At 47.0% G+C, this 21885-nt stretch carries 19 protein-coding genes; 13 read left to right on the top strand and 6 right to left on the bottom strand.

Annotation, left to right across the window (positions count from 1 at the left end):
• Positions 1–57: 57 nt before the first annotated feature.
• Positions 58–1209 carry a glycosyltransferase family 2 protein gene (locus AC1XTG_RS03590; protein ID WP_484841050.1) on the bottom strand — a complete coding sequence of 384 codons (1152 nt, stop codon included), beginning with the start codon at positions 1207–1209 and terminating at the stop codon, positions 58–60.
• 12 nt (positions 1210–1221) lie between these two features.
• On the bottom strand, positions 1222–2223 hold the full coding sequence (locus AC1XTG_RS03585; protein WP_484841049.1) for a lysylphosphatidylglycerol synthase domain-containing protein: 1002 nt from the start codon (positions 2221–2223) through the stop codon (positions 1222–1224).
• On the opposite strand from AC1XTG_RS03585, the gene ruvC reads away from it, so the two are divergent.
• The gene (ruvC, locus tag AC1XTG_RS03580; protein ID WP_056286825.1) at positions 2222–2815 is read left to right on the top strand and encodes a crossover junction endodeoxyribonuclease RuvC; all 594 of its coding nucleotides are present in this window, start codon (positions 2222–2224) and stop codon (positions 2813–2815) included. The genes AC1XTG_RS03585 and ruvC overlap by 2 nt on opposite strands.
• A 2-nt stretch (positions 2816–2817) precedes the next feature.
• Here ruvC and AC1XTG_RS03575 read toward each other — a convergent pair whose 3' ends face one another.
• Positions 2818–6288: a M12 family metallo-peptidase gene (locus AC1XTG_RS03575; RefSeq protein ID WP_484841048.1), complete on the bottom strand. Its 3471-nt coding sequence runs from the start codon at positions 6286–6288 to the stop codon at positions 2818–2820.
• A 173-nt stretch (positions 6289–6461) separates the two neighbouring features.
• Between AC1XTG_RS03575 and AC1XTG_RS03570 the strand changes: the two genes are divergently transcribed.
• The 7 genes from AC1XTG_RS03570 to rodA all read left to right on the top strand — a co-directional run bounded on the left by AC1XTG_RS03570 (position 6462) and on the right by rodA (position 16587).
• Positions 6462–7106, top strand: coding sequence for a TetR/AcrR family transcriptional regulator (locus AC1XTG_RS03570; protein ID WP_056286831.1), 645 nt, complete (start codon positions 6462–6464; stop codon positions 7104–7106).
• A gap of 4 nt (positions 7107–7110) precedes the next feature.
• Positions 7111–8424 (top strand): TolC family protein, encoded by a 1314-nt coding sequence (locus tag AC1XTG_RS03565; protein ID WP_484841047.1) that lies wholly within the window; start codon positions 7111–7113, stop codon positions 8422–8424.
• Positions 8425–8576: 152 nt separating this feature from the next.
• Positions 8577–9668: an HlyD family secretion protein gene (locus tag AC1XTG_RS03560; RefSeq protein ID WP_056286833.1), complete on the top strand. Its 1092-nt coding sequence runs from the start codon at positions 8577–8579 to the stop codon at positions 9666–9668.
• Positions 9669–9702: 34 nt separating this feature from the next.
• Positions 9703–11277: a DHA2 family efflux MFS transporter permease subunit gene (locus AC1XTG_RS03555; protein WP_484841046.1), complete on the top strand. Its 1575-nt coding sequence runs from the start codon at positions 9703–9705 to the stop codon at positions 11275–11277.
• Between the two features lie 454 nt (positions 11278–11731).
• Positions 11732–13282 (top strand): NFACT RNA binding domain-containing protein, encoded by a 1551-nt coding sequence (locus AC1XTG_RS03550; protein WP_484841045.1) that lies wholly within the window; start codon positions 11732–11734, stop codon positions 13280–13282.
• Positions 13283–13352: 70 nt separating this feature from the next.
• Positions 13353–15263, top strand: coding sequence for a penicillin-binding protein 2 (gene mrdA / locus AC1XTG_RS03545; protein WP_484841044.1), 1911 nt, complete (start codon positions 13353–13355; stop codon positions 15261–15263).
• Between the two features lie 40 nt (positions 15264–15303).
• Positions 15304–16587 (top strand): rod shape-determining protein RodA, encoded by a 1284-nt coding sequence (rodA, locus tag AC1XTG_RS03540; RefSeq protein WP_484841043.1) that lies wholly within the window; start codon positions 15304–15306, stop codon positions 16585–16587.
• A gap of 25 nt (positions 16588–16612) precedes the next feature.
• Here the strand turns inward: rodA and AC1XTG_RS03535 are convergent, their stop codons facing one another.
• Entirely contained in the window at positions 16613–16990 is a 378-nt protein-coding gene (locus tag AC1XTG_RS03535; RefSeq protein WP_484841042.1) for a DUF423 domain-containing protein, read from the bottom strand.
• 137 nt (positions 16991–17127) lie between these two features.
• Here AC1XTG_RS03535 and AC1XTG_RS03530 point away from each other — a divergent pair, with 137 nt between their 5' ends.
• Complete coding sequence (locus tag AC1XTG_RS03530) at positions 17128–18195, top strand: glycosyltransferase family 9 protein (RefSeq protein ID WP_484841041.1); 1068 nt, start codon at positions 17128–17130, stop codon at positions 18193–18195.
• Here AC1XTG_RS03530 and AC1XTG_RS03525 read toward each other — a convergent pair.
• Positions 18187–18861, bottom strand: a complete 675-nt coding sequence (locus AC1XTG_RS03525; RefSeq protein WP_056286849.1) for a YggS family pyridoxal phosphate-dependent enzyme — start codon at positions 18859–18861, stop codon at positions 18187–18189. The two genes, AC1XTG_RS03530 and AC1XTG_RS03525, sit on opposite strands and share 9 nt — an antisense overlap.
• A 141-nt stretch (positions 18862–19002) precedes the next feature.
• On the opposite strand from AC1XTG_RS03525, the gene AC1XTG_RS03520 reads away from it, so the two are divergent.
• The 4 genes from AC1XTG_RS03520 to rplI all read left to right on the top strand — a co-directional run bounded on the left by AC1XTG_RS03520 (position 19003) and on the right by rplI (position 21183).
• Positions 19003–19944 (top strand): coiled-coil domain-containing protein, encoded by a 942-nt coding sequence (locus tag AC1XTG_RS03520; RefSeq protein WP_056286852.1) that lies wholly within the window; start codon positions 19003–19005, stop codon positions 19942–19944.
• 135 nt (positions 19945–20079) lie between these two features.
• Complete coding sequence (gene rpsF, locus AC1XTG_RS03515) at positions 20080–20460, top strand: 30S ribosomal protein S6 (protein ID WP_031530093.1); 381 nt, start codon at positions 20080–20082, stop codon at positions 20458–20460.
• Between the two features lie 3 nt (positions 20461–20463).
• Positions 20464–20715, top strand: a complete 252-nt coding sequence (rpsR, locus tag AC1XTG_RS03510; RefSeq protein WP_015811483.1) for a 30S ribosomal protein S18 — start codon at positions 20464–20466, stop codon at positions 20713–20715.
• Between the two features lie 21 nt (positions 20716–20736).
• On the top strand, positions 20737–21183 hold the full coding sequence (gene rplI, locus AC1XTG_RS03505) for a 50S ribosomal protein L9 (RefSeq protein WP_056286856.1): 447 nt from the start codon (positions 20737–20739) through the stop codon (positions 21181–21183).
• 195 nt (positions 21184–21378) lie between these two features.
• Here the strand turns inward: rplI and lysM are convergent, their stop codons facing one another.
• Positions 21379–21837 (bottom strand): peptidoglycan-binding protein LysM, encoded by a 459-nt coding sequence (gene lysM / locus AC1XTG_RS03500; RefSeq protein ID WP_484841040.1) that lies wholly within the window; start codon positions 21835–21837, stop codon positions 21379–21381.
• Positions 21838–21885: the final 48 nt, after the last annotated feature.

Below are 21885 nucleotides of genomic sequence, written 5' to 3'. Positions count from 1 at the left end.
TATAGCGTTATGTGAAACTTAAAAGTGCCCGCGGTTGCGGGCACTTTTTTTATTTGCTCAGACCAGCTTCCGGCCTTTCCACTGGTACTCGGGCTTTTGCGCAGCCAGACCAAAAAAACAAACATAAAATGGATAGAAAAGCTGCGTCAATGGAATGAAGGCGATGGAACGCGACTGGCGCAGGAACTTCAATATGCTGCCCAGGAAAACAATTTCAGGTATGTTTTTCAAAGCCGCAATTGCAAGAAAGCTGCTTGCCGGGATGGCGCCGGCGAGCCAAATCGCTGCGGCCAAAATGATAGACAGGTTGCACAGAAATACGTACACGGCGAGTACGAGCGGAGTTGCAGTTTGATAATGCTTCCATTTGCTCGCCCACCGTTTTCTCTGGCGAAAGAAATCAGACCATTTTCGGTGCGGGGCAGTAGTGACGATCACAGCTGGATCTTTCAGGAAACGGACTGAACCGGGAAACTTGGCGGCAATCTTGTGCATTAAAAATTCGTCGTCACCCGAGGCAATGTGACGCACTCCATCGTAGCCATTTACATCAAGAAACGTCTGCTTCTCGTAAGCAAGATTGGCGCCGTTGCACATGGAAGGAAATCCCGCTTCAATAGCGCTTGCGCCGCTGCCAATCAGGCTTGAAAATTCAACAATTTGCAGATGGTCTGTCAGAGTCTCTGGCGAATGGAATGTCACCGGAGAGCTGATCAGTTTTGCATTGCTCGCGGCCTGGCTGGTTGCGATTGTATGCAGCCAGTCAGGACCTACACGGCAGTCACCGTCAGTCGTGACTATCCATTCTCCTTTCGCGACGGCAATCGCTGTTTCAATCGCCCGCTTTTTTGGTGAAGTGGTGGCGGTATCCGGCAGATCGATCAATTGGATGTTGCATTCACTTTTTCCTGCAAAATCACGAACAAGCCCGGCAGTTTGATCTGTTGAGTTGTCGTTCATGACAAATACCTCAAATTTAGATGCGGGAAACGTTTGCTTGGCGAGATCAGCCAAGAGTGACAATATATTTGCTGCTTCGTTCCTGACCGGAATAATGACGGAAATAGTAGGTAAGTCCCGTCTAAGGTTGCGCACTGGTTGTTTGATTCTTGACCAAAAAAACAAAAGAACAACTGTGAAAACGGCATAACTGCCCGTGAGAATCCAGATGAATGGAATAAGCCAGGAAAGCAGGTATTGTTCAATCATAAGGTGCATTTTTTAAGCGCTCTGCCTCCATTTATACTTCCAGATCAGGTAAATGCCGACGAGGATCGGCCCGAGTACATTCACAATCCAGACCATGAATGTTGCCGCGATGATCTTTTCAGGCGGCAGGTTATAAGACGCAAATACAACCAGTGCGGTGAATTCCCGCAAGCCCAGATCACCAAGAACATTGATGGCAGGAATGAGCGTTTTCGCCAGAAAGATCAACGAAACGCAGGCGGTCAGGTCAGAGACTGATACAGGAAGATCGAAAAGTGACAATGCAAGTACGAACTGACTCAGGAAAACGCAGTAGCGCAAAGTGCCGTAAAGTGAAGCCCAGAGTAGTTCAGGCGCAGAGTAGGCGCCTATGATGCGGATATAAGAATGTAGTTTTTGAAAAAATGGACGCGCCGGGTGCCAGTTAGTCAGCTGTTTCCTAAACCAGACAACCAGGAAACTCAGGATGAAGATTGTCACAATGAGCCCGCTCACCAGCGTTTTAGTCACTTCTGGAATACGCAGCCTGTCCATCAACAAAAACCAGCCTGCTCCACCTGCAGCAACGGAAACACTGAACTGTATCCCATTCGAAACCAAGGCAGCGCCGATCGCTTCGAGCCGCTTGTCCGATTTCAGGGAAGCAATCCTGCCGATGGTATCTCCCAGCTGGGCAGGCGCAGCCACACCTACTGCGAGCCCGGTGAGTGTGCCGCGGAAAGCCTCCTTGAACGTAATCGGAAGTACTTTCTGCGCCAGCTTGCGCCATTTCAAACTTTCCAGCGCCCAGTTTACCGGAACGAGGATCAATATCAATGCGATCAGGGCCAGGTTGGCGGTGTTCCAGGCATTACTCAGCACCTGACCTACATCACCGGCACCTTTATGCTCACTTTGAAAGGTTTTGTAGATGTAGCTCAGGATCAGAAAAGTTACAATCAGCTTGATGCCCCACAGGAGGTTTAAGCGACTGGTTTTTTCTTTGGGAGGGGAGAGTTCGTTATCTTGCACCATGATAAAATTGCAGCAGCCCGAAGCTCCCGAGAAGATAATTATTGGTGTTGATCCCGGTACTCAGGTAATGGGTTATGGCGTGATTTCGGTCAAAAATCAGCAGATTACCCTCGTTCAATATGGTGTAATTCATTTAAGCAAATATAGCACGCACGAGTTGAAGTTGAAGAAAATCTTTGAGCGCATTACGCAGCTGATCGAGGATTACCTGCCCGATGAAATGGCGATTGAGGATCCGTTTTATGGTAAAAACGCGCAGTCGATGCTGAAACTCGGACGTGCTCAGGGTGTGGCAATGGCGGCGGCACTCGCCCGGAACATACCTATTGTTGAATATTCGCCGAAGAAAGTCAAGCAGTCGGTTACAGGAAGCGGAAGTGCTTCCAAAGAGCAGGTTGCCTATATGTTGGAGAAGATCCTGAAAATGGAATTGAGCCGCGAATTTATGGATGCCACCGACGGAATTGCTATCGCAATTTGTCATCAATACCACGCCAACTCACCGGCGGCAGCCGCCAGTGGATCTTCAAAAAAGGCCAAAAAAGGCGGCTGGGGTGCGTTCGTAAGTGAAAACCCCAGCCGCATTAAATAACATCAACGTACCATTTTGACTGTTCTGGTAACAGTCCCTGCTTTCAGCCTGTAAATGTAAACGCCAGAGGGCAGGTGCGCGGCGTCAAGGGTTGCCAGATGCCAGCCACTTTGCTTGTTTCCTTTTTCAACTTGGCGCACTACCTGTCCGCGTACATTCAGAACATCGAGTTCAATTTCCTGTGATTCCGGAAGGTAAAATGAAATGTCGGTGGAAGAAACCACCGGATTCGGCGTGTTTTGAAGCAATGTAATTCCTGAGGGAGTCTCCAGAGAAACCGCCAGCTCGGCCGATCGTGACCTGCATCCGCCCGCATTGCTTACGACAACCTGGTAATTGCCGGCGGCCACAGCTGAAAAGGTAGACCCTGTTGCACCAGGGATATCTTTCCCGTTAAACTGCCATTGATAAGTCAGCGCCTCGCCTTCATTTGCTTTCAGTAATGCTTTCGATGCACTGTTTTCCGCAAGTGTGATTGATGCAGGCGCGGGTTTGTATACCATAAAAGGAACGCTTTCATTGCTTTCTATCGCCGGGTTTGTGGTAACTGTTTGGAGGGTATAAGATCCTGCGGCAAGTGAATCGGGTATTTTGAAGCGGACCACATTACTCTCCACGCTAGCCGGAACAGACAGAATGGAGGCACTGTCCTCTTTTTTAAACCTGATCAATGTCCTGTTATCCTTTGAAAAGAAGGAGTTAGAGGTGATTGTTGAGGTAAGCTCATCTTCCGTACAGTAGGCTGGCTTAGGCGTAAAACGCTGAATCGCGCTTTCCTCGAATGAGTGCAGCTCGCCGCCGCTGGTCAGAAGTATGACTTTGTCTTTAAAAACTTCGACATCGAATGGTTCCCGCAGGATATTAAGTCCGTCGGCATATACATTGATCTGTCCTTCTTTGTATTTGATCAGCGCATGATAAATCATATCAGCCCCGTATTGTTTATAGGCGGCAGCCCACATTCTGTTTTCTTTATCAAAAACGATTTTTTTAACAGGAATGGAAGCCAGCTGTTCAATCGGGTCCCAACCGCCGGAACCAGAGTTGTATTTTAAAACGCCGAACTCTCCGTACGCATACGCATTTTTATCATTGTCAAACGAAATCCCAGAAACGAGCTGGGCATCCCGGATGTACGAATGCTGCGACCAGCCATTGTTAAACCGCCAAACATTTCCTCCATCCATCAAAGCCCAGATTTGTCCGTCGGGATCCGCAGCTACCACCAGCGCGCGATCGGTCATGAGCGTGGTATGATCGTAGTAAAACCACTCTCCATTGAAGAAGCGCACTACGCCCGCGTTGTCTGACCGCATGAAAATCCCGTCTTTTTGGGAAACCAGGAGTGTGCCGTTTTGTGAGTGATAAAATTTCTGAGGCGACCTTGAATACTCGTAAGTTGGCCGCGATTGTTCGATCAGCTTGTTCTGGCCATCGATCAGGAACACATTTCCATTCTGGCCTGCACCGAAATAGGCAATAGTTGTCGGGATATAGCCGCTGGAAGTGGAGGGTGTATTTGCCTTCCATTCTTTCAAATCCCCGGTTTCATAGTAGCCGCTATACCACTCGTGTACATACAGCTTATCTGCCGTTTTGAAAAATTTGATCATCGGGATTCCGCTACGGGCAGAGTTGAGGCTTTGCAGGTTAGGAGATACCAGCCCGAGGAATTCAAATCGCTGGTCCCGGAAGCCCGTTGTGAGTTGCCCGGTTGTCCAGTCGGTCATTGAAGAGGTATTCCAGCGCAGCCGCGAGCGTACAAAGTAGTATTTGTTTTCATCCAGAACAGGTCTGTGGATCGTTTTGGTGGTATACCAGGAGTTAAGTCCATTGGAATTGACCGAGTCGTTTGCGATGATATTTTTAAAGTCGGCATCAGTTGCAACCTGTAAGTCGCTTTTTACATATTCCGGATAAAGTGCGCGTTTGTCGAAGATGTTGGCGAGAATAGGGGAAGCGGAAATGCGGCTTTGCGGGTATTGCTGCATAAGCTCATTGTACCATACGGGCGAAGTGAAGGTTTCCTGTGACCATTTACTCCAGATATCATTCTTTTTTACCCTTATCCTGATTGCATAATTGCGGAACCAATCCAATTTCTGAGGATAGATGAAAAATTGCCGGCCATTCGATGTGGGTGTCAGAACCTGCGTCTCGATCGGCTTTTCACCTAAATCCCTTACCTGGATCTCATAGGAACTGATACCTGCGAACCATTGAAAATACCCCGAAAGACTACCATTGCTGCTTAGTTTAATATCTGATAATAATGGAGGTAATGTATTATCTGAAAATGGCAGCACTGAAAAGCGGACCGATTCAGACCAGTTTCCATTACCCAGCTCATTTTCAGGGCGGTACCGTGCATAGTACACTCCCTCAGCAAGCCCATTGGACTGAATATAAGCTTGTTTTGTTACAACGTCTTCAATGATTTGGGTAAACGATTGATCGCGAGCAGATTGGAAATGGTATTGGTCAGCGCGTTTAGCCGCTTCCCATTTGAATGCAGGTGTGCTGGAAACGGCATTCTGGTCGGGTTCATTCAAAGTGAGGATAGTCGCATTATCGGGTTTTTCGGAGAAAGCGCCCAGCTTAAAATCCGGAATGACTTTACCCTCCGCGTAGTCGCGCATCAGGCTGCGGCAGAGCGGATGAAAGGTGAGGACGCTCCTGCAATAGGACATAATCGACCCATTTACATATTCGGTGTATCCGCCGTCGGGACATTCGTAAGGCGCGCCCTCTACCAGCGTGCAGCGGTCTATCGGTCCGCCCGGCCAGCTGCAGCTATGGGTGTGCGGTGAGCCGAGTGTATGCCCGAGTTCGTGCGCAAGCAGGTCTACATCAATGTTGGTGTTGTTGCCAGGTGTAGGAAAGTTAGAGCTGCACATCCGGTAGCCGCCATAAAACCAGCCGCCTCTGCATGACAGGCTTACGACGGCGTCCCTTTCTTCAAACCGGTTTGTAGTCCAGTAGTTCAGCACATTGTTGAAGTAATCAAAATCTTCATTCAGGACGTAGGGTTCACGCTTGTCCCAGATGTAGATAAAACTGACAGTCAGTTTTACATTGATCTCCCGCTCGAAAATATCCGAAGCAGCCTGTATGAACCGGTATGCCTCCCGGGTAATCCGTTCTTTATCGCCATTGTAAATCAGGTAAGTTTCATAATTGACATCCAGTGCAAGCCTGTATTCCAGTTTTTCACCGACGCTGGTCCGTGCGCGGGTGAGGTCTTTCAGCATGGCATACTTTGCAAGAACAGCGCCGGTGGCAGAATCGCTGGTGCCGCACGCAGGTGGAAGTTTCTGGGAATAAGCTGGTTTGAAGATGAAAATGAATAACACGATAAGCAGAAGCTTGCTGGTAAAATGTGGCTTCATAAGCAGGACGAACAAAAAGATAGGGTGATTGGGAATAAAGAATGCCAGTACATGACAAAAACCAGGCGCAAGAAGTTGCCTCACTTTAATCTCAATATTAAAAAATTTTAATGGTATTAAATCAATAAATGATGCAACGATTCAAACGTTTGTTTGATATATTCAAACGATCGTTTGAATTTTGCTTTGTGATCGGGTAATTTTGTAAGGTCATCGGCAGGCGGGATAATCAAAACTCTGCCGGTGAAGCTAAACAAATGGAATACAACGCTAAACAAATACAGATTATAGAAGTGGCTGAGCGGCTATTCGCTCAGAAGGGTTTTGCGGGTACTTCGGTACGCGACATCGCCCAGGCAGCGGACGTGAACGTATCGATGATCTCCTATTATTTCGGATCAAAGGAAAAGTTGATAGAAGCCTTGTTTCAAATCAGGATGACGGAATCCAGGTCGCGGCTGGAAACACTCATTACGAATGCGGAGCTTGTACCAATGCAGAAGATCAATTTGTTGATCGACAGTGTGATAGACAGGCTTACCGGTAACCAGTGTTTTCACAACATCATGATGCGGGAAACGCTTTCATCGGAACGGAATGCAGCGATCTCTGAACATATCATGAACTTGAAAATGAGAAATATCGAACTGATGCAGCAGCTGATCCGCGAGGGGCAGGCAGCCGGTGTTTTTCGCGATGATATTGATATGAGCCTGATGACAACAACCCTGTACGGGACAGTCAATTACGCCATTGCCTCCCAGGATTTTTACAAAAAGATCAACAACCTGGAACACATGGACCAGGCTGAATTTTTGAACCACCTGAAAGGCAAATTGAGCCAGCACCTAAAAAGTTTATTTAAATCGACAGTAACTAATGAACACCACAATCAAAATTAGGAGAATGATTTGGTTGGCAGCCGGCGTGTTCTGGCTCGCATCAAATAGCCAGGCATTTGCTCAGACTGCACGCACGATCACCCTGGAAGAGGCCATTGAAATGAGCCTTAAAAACAGCAAGCAGCTTAAATTAAGTCAGACCAATGTAGATCTTGCCGGTCTCAGTATCCGCCAGATCAAGGAAAACCAGCTTCCAAGTTTTAGTATTTCGGGTTCTTACCTGCGCGTAAATACACCGAACATCAACCTGAAATTCAGGCCAAGTACCAGCGATAGTACGGCACAGGGATCAGCTACGCCGGAAGTTCACCAGGCGATGTACGGAATGGCGAGCGCGGCATTGCCGCTGTTTTCGGGATTTAAGTTCAAGTACGGACTGCAATCTGCTCACTACCTGGAAGAAGCCGCCAAGCTGGATGCGGAAGGCGACCGGGAAGCGGTGATCCAAAATACGATTGCAGCGTACAGCAATCTTTACAAAGCAAAAAAATCGGTGGACCTCGTTGCCGAGAACTTGCTGAGAGAAAAGCAGCGTGTAGAGGAGTTTACCAACCGTGAGAAAAACGGAATGCTGGCCAGAAACGACCTCATGAAAGCCAAACTGCAGGAATCCAATGTAGAGCTGACCCTGCTGGATGCGGAGAATGATCTTAAAGTAACCACGATCAATATGGACCTGCTGCTCGGCTTACCCGAGAATACGTCCCTGCTTGCTGATTCTGCCAGCTTTATCCAGTTGCAGGAAGAAGGTAATGTAGGCGATTGGGAACAAAAGGCTTTGACAAACCGAAAAGATATCGCTGCCAATACCATTCGCCAGAAGGCGGTTAACATCGATATCAAAGGTGCCAAGTCGGACTTTTACCCGAGCATTGCATTAACAGCAGGTTATGTGGCACTCAACATTCCCGGCGTGGCGGTGATCCCGAATGCAGTGAACGCAGGTATTGGAATCAGGTACGATGTGGCCTCACTCTGGAAATCAGGATCGAAAATAGCCCAGGCCCGCACCCACGCTTATCAGTTGCGGACCAACGAGGAAATACTGCTGGACCGCATTCACCTGGAAGTCAATACTGCTTATTACAACTATGTTTTGAGCAAAAGAAAAATAGATGTGTACGCAAAGGCAGTGGAGCAAGCGAGTGAAAATTATCGAATAACAAAAAATAAATATGATAACAGTTTGGTAACAACTACCGAACTCCTCGACGCCGACGTGGCGCAAGTCCAATCCCAGATCAACTACGAAGCCGCCAAGGCCGATGCGATCGTCGCATTCAAGCGCCTCGAACAGACGGCGGGTGTAATTCAGTAGAAGGAGGAAAGGGAAGAAAGGGAAGAAAGGGAGGAAGGGGAGGAAGGAGGAATTAAATTAATTATACAAGAAATGCGAATCCCTCGTCCCTTTCCTCCCTCCTCCCTTTCCTCCATAGAAAAAAAATCATCCAATCATTCAAAACTAAAATAATGGAAGCCGAAGAAACCACACCGAAAAAGAAGAGCAACCGCTTTATGATCATTCTTGCCGTGTTGATCATTGCCGGGGGGACCTGGGGATTTACCAAGTACAACCACGGATTGCACCACGAAGAAACAGACGATGCGCAGATCGATGCGAACATCAGTCCTGTTATTCCCAGGACATCGGGATATGTGACAGAAATTAAGGTAAAAGACAACCAGGAAGTAAAAAAAGGAGATACGCTGATCGTACTCGATAACCGCGATCAGCTGATCAGACTGGAACAGGCGAAAGCTGCGCTGGCAGGGTCGGAGGGAAGCCTGGTTGTAGCGAATGCAACAACAAGCGCGACTGCTGCAAGCGGCATTACTTATGAGGCCAATATCTCCATTGTAGAGGCGCAGATTGAGGAAGCCAAAGTAAATGTATGGAGAGCCAATCAGGATTATGCACGTTATGAAAACCTGATCAAAGACCATTCGATCACACAACAGGAATTTGAACAAGCCTCGGCGACGAAGCAAAAAGCGGAACGTGCCCTCGCTGTATTGGTAGCACAAAAGAATGCGGCAGAGCGTCAGGCGAAAGCAGCCGGAAAACAAACAAGCGCAACTTCTCGTCAGACCCAGGTAGCCAATGCGAACATCAAAGCTCGCCAGGCGGAGATTGCGAATGCCGAGTTGAACCTTTCATATACGGTTATCACCGCGCCCAGTGCGGGCCGTGTTTCAAAAGTGAATGCGCAGGTTGGACAGTATCTGCAAGCTGGTCAGTCATTGTTCAGCATTATTTCAACAGAAGAACCCTGGGTTGTTGCCAACTTCAAGGAAACACAGCTGACCAGAATGAAGCTTGGCCAGAAAGTACGGGTACACGTGGACGCTTATCCTGAGCATGAATTTGAAGCAACCGTAGCTTCTTTCTCACCTGCTACGGGCGCCCGCTTTGCATTGCTTCCTCCTGATAATGCGAGTGGTAACTTCGTGAAGGTAGTGCAGCGTCTGCCGGTCCGCATTGAATTTGCGAAGGCTGACGATAAGGTTATTTCCCAACTGCGCCCGGGCATGAACGTGTTCGTGGATGTAGAGCTGGATTAAGGTACTCAATTGATAATCTTGAACATCAATCAGGATGGAATTACAGGAATCGCTCGTAGAATACGGGTATAGAAGGGTGATTATCACCATTACCGCTGTGCTGTGTGCGCTTCTGGAAATCGTTGACACGACGATCGTCAACGTAGCCCTGAACGATATGCGCGGTAACCTTGGTGGTACATTGTCCGAAGTAAGCTGGGTAATTACCGCTTACGCAATCGGTAACGTGATCATTGTACCGATGACCAGCTGGCTTTCGCAGCAGTTTGGCCGCAGAAACTACTTTGCAGCGTCGATTATCATCTTTACGGTGGCCTCGTTTCTTTGCGGTAATGCAAACAATATCTGGGAGCTGGTATTTTTCAGGCTGATACAGGGATTTGGCGGCGGAGCTTTGCTGGTAACTGCACAAACGCTGATCACCGAAAGCTATCCACCGGAAAAACGCGGTATCGCGCAAGCCATTTACGGACTGGGTGTGATCGTGGGGCCAACTTTGGGCCCGCCGCTTGGAGGTTATATTGTAGACAATTACAGCTGGCCTTACATTTTTTACATCAACATCCCGCTGGGGATTATAGCAGCAATGCTTACGCTGCAATATGTAAGAAGCCCGAGGTTCGCTGAAAAGAAAAGCAGCAGCGAGATCGACTGGTGGGGGATTATTTTCCTGGCGGTTGCAGTAGGTTCTTTACAGTATGTTTTGGAAAAAGGGCAGGAGGAAGATTGGTTTAATGATGAAATTATCCTGATACTTTCTATTACCACCGTTTTTGCATTCTTTTTCTTTATCTGGCGTGAGCTTACCTACAAGAATCCAATCGTGAACCTGCGGGTCTTGTCGAATGGAAACCTGCGTGTGGGGACTATTCTTTCGTTTATCCTGGGCTTCGGCTTATATGGATCTACATTCATTATCCCGCTTTATACCCAGGCTACATTGGGCTGGACGGCCACTCAGTCGGGGATGCTCATGGTACCCGCAGCTATCGTGACTGCGATGATGATGCCCGTGGTAGGACAGCTGCTGCAACGCGGTGTGAAGCAGCAGTACCTGGTCGCGATCGGGATGATATTCTTCTTCATTTACAGTTATTGGGGATACCTCGTACTCACTCCTGATACCGGATCAGATGCATTCTTTAACATGCTGATCGTACGCGGGATCGGATTGGGACTGTTGTTTGTTCCGATTACGACACTTGCATTGTCAACACTAAAAGGACGGGAAATTGGCGAAGGCGCCGCTTTTACAGGAATGATGCGCCAGCTCGGCGGTTCATTCGGGGTAGCAGTGATCACGACTTTCATCGCACGCCAGAATATGCTGCACCGGAATGATCTGGTTAGCAAGCTGGATGTGAATAACCCGGCTGTTCAGCAGCGGGTGGAAGGATTACAGCATTCATTTATGGCCAAGGGAATGACGTCCGATATTGCGCTGAAAAGCGGGTACAAAATTCTTGATTTTACCATATCGAAACAGGCGCAGGTCATGTCATATATGGATGTGTTTCTTTACCTGGGAGTTCTTTTCCTGATATGTGTCCCATTCGTACTCTGGACCAAAAGCGGCAAAGGGAAAGTGGACACTTCGGTAGCGCATTAATTTTTAAGTGTAGTAGTATTGTGGAAGAAGCTCTCCGGATCCGGAGAGCTTCTCTTTTTTTGGTTATTGGTCAATATTGATTTTAGTTACAAACGTAGGTTCCACCTATCCGCCAGCAATCCGAAACAGGAAACTCCTCCGGAGTTCAACTTCCACGATGCTGTTTTTTCTATAAACAGGGTGTTCCTCCGGAACAAGGTATCGTCTCCTGGGACGGGCTCCCGGGGAGGCAGCCGTTATGAGAAATTGCGGATCAATGAATGGGGCTCCTGCGGAGCCCCCTGTTTATAGAAAAAACAGATTGTAAATTGAAACATCAGTTATCCAAATAGTCAAAGGCTTAGGTACGCAGTCGGGACATTGCAACAAAATCACTTCTTCACCTTCCTCCTTCCTCCATTCTCCCTACTTTTGCGATCTTACCAAAAATACCGTGCATCAGAATTATTACTTTTTGAAACAACTCGCTGCCAGGCTTCATCAGGAACTGGCGGGGAAATACTTTATCGAAGCATTCAGTCAGGAGAAGGATGAGCTGATCCTTGTTTTTGCGGAATCCGCGCAGGATGAGACTTTGTTATCTCCTTTTTTCATCAAAGCCACTCTTACTTCCCGCTTCGCCTGCCTCAGCTTTCCCGACAGGTTCGATCGCGCCCGCAAGAATTCGGTCAATCTGTTTACCGATTTCAAATCTCAAAAGATAGATCACGTACGCGTTTTTGAAAATGAACGCGCTTTTCAAATCTGGTTTGAAGCGGGAAATGCATTGGTATTCAAGCTTTTTGGTAACCGCTCTAACCTGATTTCATTTGATGAGTCAGGGAATGTAATGCAGCTTTTTAACAATAAACTGGCTACGGACAAATCGCTGAACATCGCTGCGCTTGACCGCCGGATAGACCAGTCATTTCCGGCATATGTCAGGAACGGGCTGGATCACAAGTCATTGTTCCCGACTTTTGGTAAACTGGTTAATGCATATTTAGCCGAAAAATTGAATGGGATTGAGGCAGCAGAGTCACGCTGGAAGGTAATTCAGGGCGCATTGCAAGAACTTGAATCTCCGCACTTTTTCCTGGCAAAAGTGGATGGGGAGCCTGTGCTGTCGCTGATTGAAACCGGAGAGCTGATGCAGCGATTTACCGATCCTGTTTTGGCGTTGAATGCTTTTTATATTTCCTACATCCGCCTGAGCGGAATTGAGCGAGAACGAGCGGAATGGATCAGGGTACTTCGGAAGCGCATGCAGCAGACAGACAACTATCTTGAAAATACATTTCAGAAGCTGGTCGAGCTGGAAAGTGCCGTTAAAAACGACGAGATCGGGAATATCATCATGGCCAATTTGCACACGATCCCTGAGCGCGCCGAGCTCGTAGAGCTCTTTGATTTTTACCGGGAAGCCCCGATCCGTATTAAGCTGAAAAAGGAACTTTCAGCTCAAAAGAATGCGGAGAATTATTACAGGAAGGCAAAAAACGAGAAGATTGAGATCGCCCGGCTTAATGACAGTCTCGCATTCAGGGAAAAAGAACGCGGGGAGTTGGATGAACATTTGAGAAATATAGAAGCGTTTGATTCGTTGAGGGAATTGAGGACTTATATCAAAGCCCATCAACTCGACAGCAAGAAAGTGGAAGTGCCCGTCAGCGAGTTGTTCAAACGCATCGACTTTATGGGTTACACGATTCTGGTTGGCAGGAATGCGAAGAACAATGATGTGCTGACGAAGCAATATGCCTCGAAGGAAGATCTCTGGCTGCACGCAAAAGACGTAACAGGGGCGCACGTGGTCATCAAAAACCAATCCGGAAAAACGTTTCCGGCACCTGTGATCGAGCGCGCGGCAGAATTGGCCGCATTCTATTCCAAACGCAAAAACGACTCGCTTTGCCCGGTAATTTACACACCGAAAAAGTACGTGAGAAAACCCAAAGGACTGCCGGAAGGAGCTGTTGTAATCGATAAAGAATCTGTGATTATGGTTGTTGCAAAAGGCGAATAGACGACTTTGATATGTGTGATGATATGACGAACTTCGTGTGAAAATAGAGAACCGGAATATATAGTGCAGAATGCTTGAAAATCGTCGATTTGTAATTATTGGATTTTTCTCATTAGTAGGTTTAATATACTTATTTCGGCTCTTCTACCTACAAGTTCTCGACGAAAGTTATTCCATTGAATCGTCGAGTAATTCCATCAAAAGAGTAATAGAAATTCCTTTCCGCGGCCAGATCTATGATCGGTACGGAAAGCTGATCGTATATAACACGCCCGTTTACGACTTGCTTGTGACGCCCAATAAGGCAAGAGTGGAAGACACGCTCCGTCTTTGTCAGGTTCTGGGGATTGAAAGAAGGGATTTTGACAGCTTAATGGCGGCGGCCAGTGCATATAGCCGTAACAAACCATCGCTTTTTCTGAGGCAGCTTTCCAAGGAGGACTTTGCGTCTATTCAGGACGTTATGGTCGATTATTCAGGATTTGAGTTTGCCAAAAGCTCCCTGCGGACTTATACAGCGCCAACACTCGCCAATACACTCGGCTATGTGAGTGAAATCACCAAATCGCAGCTGGAAAAGCAGGAAGAGCCTTACTATCGCCAGAGTGACTACATTGGTCAGAGCGGGATTGAGAAGATTTATGAAAATGAGCTGCGCGGTAAACGGGGGACGAAATTCGTGATGCAGAATGTAAGCGGCGTGTATAAAGGCCCCTGGAAAAACGGAGAGCTGGACACGATGGCTGTGGCGGGAGAAAATTTATACACCGGAATAGATCTGGAAATCCAGCAGTATGCGGATAGTCTGATGGTCAACAAGGTAGGCAGCGTTGTGGCCATTGAGCCAAAAACCGGGCAGATCATTACAATGGTTTCTGCGCCTACTTATGACCCCAATATCCTTGCAAGCAGGTATTTTTCCAAAAACTTCGCGGCACTCGCCCGAAATCCTTACAAGCCGCTTTTCAACAGACCGGTCATGGCGAGCTACCGTCCGGGTTCGACTTTCAAGCTGATCCAGGCGCTGATTGGTTTACAGGAAGGCGTGATCACACCCGGAAGTGGATTTACCCATGCCAATTGTCCTATGGGTTGCCATAATCACCCGGCTACCGGAACCGTCGCATTGGGAGTAATGCATTCCTGCAATCCTTACTTCTACAATGTATTCCGCCGACTGATTTATAAAAACAATATATCAAACACTTTCCGCGCCTCGGCTGTGGGGCTTGACGCCTGGCACGACGCAATCAGCAAATTTGGGATTGGCCAGCGTCTGGGAATTGACCTGCCTAGCGAATACAAGGGAAACCTGCCGGACAAGAAATATTATGACCGGTTTTACGGCGAGTACCGCTGGAAATTCTCCAATATCTATTCTTTAAGTATTGGAGAAGGAGAATTGCTTATCACTCCGTTGAAAATGGCCAATGTAGCGGCTATAATTGCCAACCGCGGTTATTACTATACTCCCCACGTAATCCACGGGATAGGTGACAAGAAGTTTGTTAAACCCGAGTTCCTCGAAAGGCATGACAGCGGAGTAGATCCGCACAATTTTGATCCCGTGATTGAAGGTATGGTCGGAGCGGTGGAAGGCGGTACTGCTCGCCGGTCGCGTGTAGAGGGAATTACCATTGCCGGAAAAACGGGTACTTCCCAAAACAAGCGCGGCGACGATAGCTCCATCTTCATTGCATTCGCGCCGGTAGATGATCCCAAAATTGCCATTGCGGTTTTCGTGGAGTATGCGGGAGCTGGTGGCTCGGCGGCTGCGCCGATTGCTAACCTTGTGATTGAGAAATACCTGACAAGAAAAGTTACCAACAAGGCCTTGGAAGAAAGAATGTTCAAGGCAGACTTTATGAGCAAAGTTGTGCTGCCCGGTCAGAAAAAGCCAATTCCTGCGGACACTACCAAGAAAAAACCAGCGCCTGAAAAACCTTCTGCCCAAAACAAGCCTGTGGCAGTTAACCCATAATTTCCCCTGAAAAGGATTCACCTGTTCACATACCCGATACATGCCTGAGAATAAACCCATCACCAAGAATGTAGACTGGATGGTTGTCCTGATCTACATTGCGTGCCTGCTGATCGGCTGGGTGAATATCTATGCGGCTGTTTATAATCCGGAAGTCAGGACCAGCATGTTCGACTTGTCCAACAATGCCGGAAAGCAGCTGATGTGGATTGGTACCGCCGCTTTGCTGATCATCTGTATATTGGTGATTGATTACAAATTCTACGAAACTTTCTCGTTCATCATCTACGCGGTCGTCATTGTCCTGTTGATACTGGTACTTTTCGCGGGTTCCAATATCAATGGGTCCCGCTCCTGGATCAAGATCGGCGCGTTTTCGTTACAACCTGCCGAGTTTTCCAAACTTGCAGTCAGCCTCGCCATTTCGAAGTATCTGAGTGACCCTGCGATCAGCCTTTCCAGGAAACTGAAAGATTATTATCCGATCCTGGGGATCATTGCTTTGCCTGCATTCCTGATTCTGTTGTCTAATGAAACAGGTTCCATGCTGGTATTTGCTTCGTTTGCCATCGTACTCTATCGCGAAGGAATGCCTGGTTTTATCCCGGCAATCGGAATGGTGATGGCGGCTTTGCTGATCATTACATTGCTTTTTGTGAAATGGTATATCGCTGCGGCGATCGTCGTAATTGCTGGTTTGGTGATCTGGCTGATGCCGGTTATGACCCGGCGCCGGGGCGGGCTGTGGGCTACCATTGTAATTGCATTGGTGATGATCGGGATTGTTTTCGGTGTCGATTTCTTCATGAATAACGTGCTTCAAAAGCACCAGCGGGGCAGGATTATGGTACTGCTCGATCCGGATTCAGATCCGCGCGGTATTGGCTGGAACGTAATTCAATCCAAGATCGCGATCGGTTCGGGCGGGTTTACGGGAAAAGGATTTTTACAGGGAACACAAACGAAATTTGATTTTGTCCCTGAACAAAGCACTGACTTCATTTTCTGTACAGTGGGAGAGGAGCACGGTTTTGTGGGCACCGCCGTGGTAGTATTCCTGTTCGTGTGCCTGATTTCCAGGCTTGTTGTGTTGGCAGAGCGGCAACGCAGCCGTTTTGCAAGAGTGTACGGGTACTGCGTTGCCGGGATTATATTCTTTCACTTTATGGTCAATGTCGGCATGACAATCGGGCTCATGCCGGTTATCGGGATACCACTGCCGTTTTTCAGCTACGGAGGCTCGTCACTATGGTCGTTCTCCATATTGCTGTTTATATTTTTGAAAATAGACGCGCAACGGCCGTTTACGTTGTCGAGGGGCTAGGGGGTAATCATTCAAAATTCCCTCCCTACAACTTCCCTGCTGCCAAAATCAATAAAACCCAGCCTGCTATTAAGGCCAGTCCGCCTATGGGGGCGGTTGCGCCGAATTTGGTGATACCTGTGAAGCAGATCGCGTATAATGAGCCGGAAAAAATGATCACGCCGATCGCGAATGCATTACCTGACCAGCCGAGCAGCTTGATAGCATCTGCGCCTGCACGTTGCATCAGCAAACCAACCAGTACCATTGCAATGGCGTGATAAAACTGGTATTTAACCGCAGTTTCAAAGGTTTCGGACCGGCCGGAAGCTTCCAGCATTCCTTTTAATGCATGTGCTCCGAATGCGCCGAGTGCCACTGCCAGCGCACCCAGGATTCCGCCTGCCTGTATCATAAATTTCATAGAAATGGGATATAATGGAAGGGGTAAAGTTAACCGCTGACGAAAGTGCAACCAACGGTTTATTTCAATTTTATTATATTGCAGCTCAGGAAAACGCGGTTTTACCACAAGCCGCGGATCGCTTACAAGCTACTCAAATGACCTTAGAACGCTTTATCCAGCTTTGGACACACCGCTATCACAAATACTCCCACATTTTTGAAGCCCGTTTGAAAGGCTACCAGGCCAGGCGGCATTTCGAGTCGGTTAAGAAGAAATTAGCGCCTGGTAAACAGCTGATTGCCATCATACGTACCGAACATTTTGGCGACATTATTGCGGCCGAGCCCATATCCCGCTATGTCCGCTCGCTGCATCCCGATGCGTACATTGTCTGGTTTGTAAAGCCCGTATTTCAGGAGCTGATTGCTGTTAATCCCGAGATCAACGAAGTATTCCCTGAGTTTTGCGTTACCCAGCGGCAGACTTTACTTGCGGGTAATGTGTTCGACAAAGTCATAGAGCTGCAATTCAGTAACAATAATCACTGTCCCAAATGCCAGGTTTTTATTGACAATCCCGTTGCAGTGCGGCGCGATATTACCATCTTCAACTATTTCGACTACGGCAACCTGCTGGAAGTTTTTGCGCAAACGGGAGATCTGATCCCGCCTAAATCAACATTTCCGGCTGATGATCATCCGAGATTGTATTTGCAGGATAAGCATAGAAGCAAGGTCGATGGTCTTGGTCTGGCAGACCGTTACATAGTATTGCATTGCCAATCCAACTACAAACCCAAAGACTGGCCTTCCGAGCGTTGGGATATGCTTGTTAACTGGCTTGCAGAAAGCTATGATTATCAGATCGTCGAAGTTGGAATGGCGAGTAGCTTGACAACCAAAACAAATGCATACCGCAGCCTTTGCGGGCAGTTATCTATTTTAGAGACTGCGGAGGTAATTCGCCGGGCGCAGTTCTTCATTGGTCTCGATAGCGGGCCTTCTCACCTGGCGAATGCATCGGGTACATTCGGCATGATCCTGATGGGCGCTTTGAATAACTTTTTGAACTATAATCCTTACTCAGGTAAGTACGGCAGAGGCGAAAATGTGATGCTGGTGAGACAGCCCAACCTGCCTTGCTGCGATCTTACCTTTGAATTTGTGAAAGAGAAAGTGCAGGAAGTGCTCGACAAAGCCTCCGCCGAAAGCAGGTTAGCGTGAGCCGAAAATGGCGCTGCCCACACGTACCAGTGTGCTTCCTTCTTCCACCGCGATCAGGTAGTCGCCGCTCATACCCATGGAGAGTTCGCGCATTTGTACCTGGTCGCTGCTGAATTTTTTAAATGATTCGAACAGAGTTTTAAGGCCGCGGAATTCTGCCCTAATCACTTCTTCGTTCTCCGTGTTTGACGCCATTCCCATTAACCCGGCAATGCGGATGTTTTGTAAGGAAGTCAGTTCCGGTGCAGTCAGGATCTCTTCGGCTTCCTCGGGTGACAAACCGAACTTGGTTTCCTCGCTGGCTATGAATATTTGAAGCAGACAATCGATCACACGATTGTTTTTGGCAGCTTCCTTGTTTACTTCTTTCAATAGCTTGAAACTATCTATCGAATGGATCAGCGAAACAAATGGCGCCATATATTTGACCTTATTGGATTGCAAGTGCCCGATCATGTGCCATTCAATGTCTTTTGGGAGTGCCTCGTATTTGCCCACCATCTCCTGGACTTTGTTTTCGCCAAACCGTTTGCAGCCAGCTTCGTAAGCTTCCAGGAGAAGTGACTCAGGCTTGGTTTTTGTAACTGCGATCAGTCTGGCCTGGTAACCGTTTTCCTGTTTTAATCCTTTTTCAATACGGGCAATGTTATCGGCAATTGAAGACATGAGCAGAAGCTAAATTTTTGAATGTTAATGTTTTAAAGTAGCGGTTTGAAAAATCGCGGCCAGAAATAAGATGTAGACATATTTCAAAATTGAAAAAAACATATTTCTTTTACCAACTAAATTCAAAATTAAACCTTCTGTATGGACTATAACCAGGAACAAAAGCAAGACAGAAAGACACTTTTATGGGCCGCTCTGGCAGTATTGCTGATCCTCAATTTAGTGCTCGTTTATTTCATTTACCACGAAAAACAGGAAAACCAGGCGAAGGATGAGATTATTACTGCCAAAACGGAGGAGGTGTTGTCCATCAAAACAAAGCTGGATTCCATTTCTGCTGAGCTGGATGTAAAAATAGCGGAGATCCAGAAACTTGGAGGTAGTGTTGATTCGCTGGTAGCATTGAAGGCGCAGCTCGAAAAAGACAAACAGGAACTTAAAAATGCGGGTACCTATTCTGCTGCAACCTATAATAAGAAGATCAGAGGTTACGAGTCAGTTTTGCTTGAAAAAGATGGTGAAATTGCCAAACTGAGAGAGGAACTGGGTATTGCCAATAACAAGAATGAGCAGCTCAGCCAGCAGCTGACAGGTTTGGAAAGTGAAAAACAGCAGCTTGCAGATTCAGTTACCAACTACTCTGCGCAAAACAGGGAGTTGAGCGAGAAAGTAAACCTGGCATCTGCTTTGAAGGCGGAGGCACTTACAGTGAATGCAGTTTCGGCAAAAGGCAAAGAGCGCGAAGGTGGTAAATACAAGGCGAAACGCATTGATAAACTGCGCATTAACTTCAAGCTGGCTGAAAATCCGGTTGCGAAGCAGAATGAAAAGGAAATTTACCTTCGTATTCTAGATCCCGATGGAGCTGTACTTTCCGATATGGCAACGGGCTCCGGTTCATTTGTACATAATGGAAAAGAGTTGATTTACAGCTCGTCCCAAGTCGTTCCATTTAACAATACCAATCAGTCGGTCGATATTTTTTACGGAAGAGGCGGCATTCCGCTTAAAGACGGGAAATATGCGATTGAACTTTACAGCGAAGGCTTCAAAATAGGGCAGGGTGATTTCACTGTCAAGTGAGATCCGGCTGTAACTTATAGATGATCACGTTCAAGGTTTGGAATTTCGGTTTACAAACCCTATTTTTGCACCCTCATTTTGGCTTCAAACCAAAGTGAGGGTTTTTTACTTTTATAAATACTAACAAATTACCGTATGTCTAAACAGTATGAAACGGTGTTCATTCTAACTCCCATTTTGTCTGAGGCCCAGGCAAAGGACGCCGTTGAAAAATTCACTACAATCCTTACCTCTAACGGTGCGTCGATTGTACATGAAGAGAACTGGGGATTGCGCAAGCTGGCCTACCCCATCCAAAAGAAAAACTCTGGTTTCTATCATGTAGTGGAATACACTGCAAATGAAGGAAACGTGGTAGATGTTTTGGAAACTGAATTCCGTCGTGACGAGCGTATCCTGCGCTTTATGACTATCGTCCTTGATAAGCACTCAATTGCTTACAACGAGAAAAAACGCAAAGGACTGGTAGGTAAGAAAAGAGAAGAATCTACTGAATCTAAAACCGAAAACGCATAAGCTATGTCACTAGTTAACGAACCGGTTGAAAAGAACATTAACCGTAAAAAATATTGCCGCTTCAAAAAAGCTGGTATCAAATATATCGACTACAAGAATCCTGACTTTTTGCTGAAACTTGTAAACGAACAAGGTAAAATTTTGCCACGTCGTTTGACAGGAACAAGCCTGAAATATCAGCGCAAAGTATCTCAGGCGATTAAAAGAGCACGCCACTTGGCCCTTCTGCCATTTGTTGCTGACCAATTGAAATAATACAGTAAAGAGCTACAAACAATGGAAATCATACTTTTAACTGATATAGCAGGAGTAGGTTATAAGAACGATATCGTGACTGTGAAAGCAGGTTACGGTCGTAATTACCTTATTCCTCAGGGATTTGCGCTGCTGGCTAATACGTCTAACCGCAAAATCGTTACGGAAAACGTACGTCAGGCTGCTCACAAAGCAGAGAAATTGAAAAAAGATGCAGAAGATATCGCATCGGCAATTGGCGATATGACAATTGACATCAAAACTGTAGTAGGGGAAAGCGGACGTATTTTCGGCCGTGTAACCAATACTCAGGTTGCAGATATCCTGAAAGCAAAAGGATTTGATATCGATCGTAAGAAAATTACTGTTGACGATGTAAAGTCAATTGGTACTTACTCTGCGACTATCGATCTTCACAAAGAAGTAAAACACAAAGTTTCCCTGAATGTAATTGCAGCGGAAGATTAAGTGGAAATTGGTAAAATGGAAAAAGGCAGCTCGAAAGGCTGCCTTTTTCCATTTTTTATTACTTCGGCTGTCGGCTTACGGCAATCGACTTTTTTTGGCTGGAATTGGCTGCCAGCTATCAGGCCTTTTTCCAAACTGCCCTCAAAAAAAGCCGAAAGCTGACTGCTGAAAGCCGATACCGGGAATGCTGAGTTGCTAAACCGCCGGAATCCTCAATACCTGTCCTGGATATATCTTGTCTGGGTGAGTCAACATGGGTTTGTTGGCTTCGAATATAATGGGGTATTTCATCATATCGCCGTAAACTGTCTGCGCGATCTTGGAAAGTGTGTCACCTTTTTCAACAGTGTGATAAGAAGCTTCTTTGGATGGTGTCGCTACCTTCAACCGGTTGTCTACCACCTGCACTCCCTCTACATTTCCCACAGCCAGGGCAATTTTCTCGGCATCTTCCTGATTTGCTACTTCCCCTTCCAAAGTTACAGTATCACCCGAGGTTTTTACAGTCAGACTTTTATAGGAAAGTCCAAGTGCTTTAACGTGAGCAAGTAATGCACTTGCGCGCAGCGGTTCAACTTCAGGAGCCGGCACAGCGGCAGTTTCGTTTTTGAATACCTTTTCTCCTGATCCTTTGAGAAATGAAAATAGACCCATGATTTCGAGTTTAAAAGTGAGTAATTGATTACAGGAGAGAATGTCTCT

The sequence above is a fragment of the Dyadobacter sp. HNCC25DJ183 genome (assembly GCF_056895175.1).
Note: the sequence above shows the minus strand (reverse complement) of the source record. Positions and strands in the feature narration are given on the sequence as shown.

What these genes read in the sequence shown, in the direction of transcription:
- AC1XTG_RS03590 (WP_484841050.1), bottom strand. Translation starts at nt 1,209, where the DNA reads ATGATTGAACAATACCTGCTTTCCTGGCTTATTCCATTCATCTGGATT.
- ruvC (WP_056286825.1), top strand. Translation starts at nt 2,222, where the DNA reads ATGATAAAATTGCAGCAGCCCGAAGCTCCCGAGAAGATAATTATTGGT.
- AC1XTG_RS03585 (WP_484841049.1), bottom strand. Translation starts at nt 2,223, where the DNA reads ATGGTGCAAGATAACGAACTCTCCCCTCCCAAAGAAAAAACCAGTCGC.
- AC1XTG_RS03570 (WP_056286831.1), top strand. Translation starts at nt 6,462, where the DNA reads ATGGAATACAACGCTAAACAAATACAGATTATAGAAGTGGCTGAGCGG.
- AC1XTG_RS03565 (WP_484841047.1), top strand. Translation starts at nt 7,111, where the DNA reads ATGATTTGGTTGGCAGCCGGCGTGTTCTGGCTCGCATCAAATAGCCAG.
- AC1XTG_RS03560 (WP_056286833.1), top strand. Translation starts at nt 8,577, where the DNA reads ATGGAAGCCGAAGAAACCACACCGAAAAAGAAGAGCAACCGCTTTATG.
- AC1XTG_RS03555 (WP_484841046.1), top strand. Translation starts at nt 9,703, where the DNA reads ATGGAATTACAGGAATCGCTCGTAGAATACGGGTATAGAAGGGTGATT.
- mrdA (WP_484841044.1), top strand. Translation starts at nt 13,353, where the DNA reads ATGCTTGAAAATCGTCGATTTGTAATTATTGGATTTTTCTCATTAGTA.
- rodA (WP_484841043.1), top strand. Translation starts at nt 15,304, where the DNA reads ATGCCTGAGAATAAACCCATCACCAAGAATGTAGACTGGATGGTTGTC.
- AC1XTG_RS03535 (WP_484841042.1), bottom strand. Translation starts at nt 16,990, where the DNA reads ATGAAATTTATGATACAGGCAGGCGGAATCCTGGGTGCGCTGGCAGTG.
- AC1XTG_RS03530 (WP_484841041.1), top strand. Translation starts at nt 17,128, where the DNA reads ATGACCTTAGAACGCTTTATCCAGCTTTGGACACACCGCTATCACAAA.
- AC1XTG_RS03525 (WP_056286849.1), bottom strand. Translation starts at nt 18,861, where the DNA reads ATGTCTTCAATTGCCGATAACATTGCCCGTATTGAAAAAGGATTAAAA.
- AC1XTG_RS03520 (WP_056286852.1), top strand. Translation starts at nt 19,003, where the DNA reads ATGGACTATAACCAGGAACAAAAGCAAGACAGAAAGACACTTTTATGG.
- rpsF (WP_031530093.1), top strand. Translation starts at nt 20,080, where the DNA reads ATGTCTAAACAGTATGAAACGGTGTTCATTCTAACTCCCATTTTGTCT.
- rpsR (WP_015811483.1), top strand. Translation starts at nt 20,464, where the DNA reads ATGTCACTAGTTAACGAACCGGTTGAAAAGAACATTAACCGTAAAAAA.
- rplI (WP_056286856.1), top strand. Translation starts at nt 20,737, where the DNA reads ATGGAAATCATACTTTTAACTGATATAGCAGGAGTAGGTTATAAGAAC.
- lysM (WP_484841040.1), bottom strand. Translation starts at nt 21,837, where the DNA reads ATGGGTCTATTTTCATTTCTCAAAGGATCAGGAGAAAAGGTATTCAAA.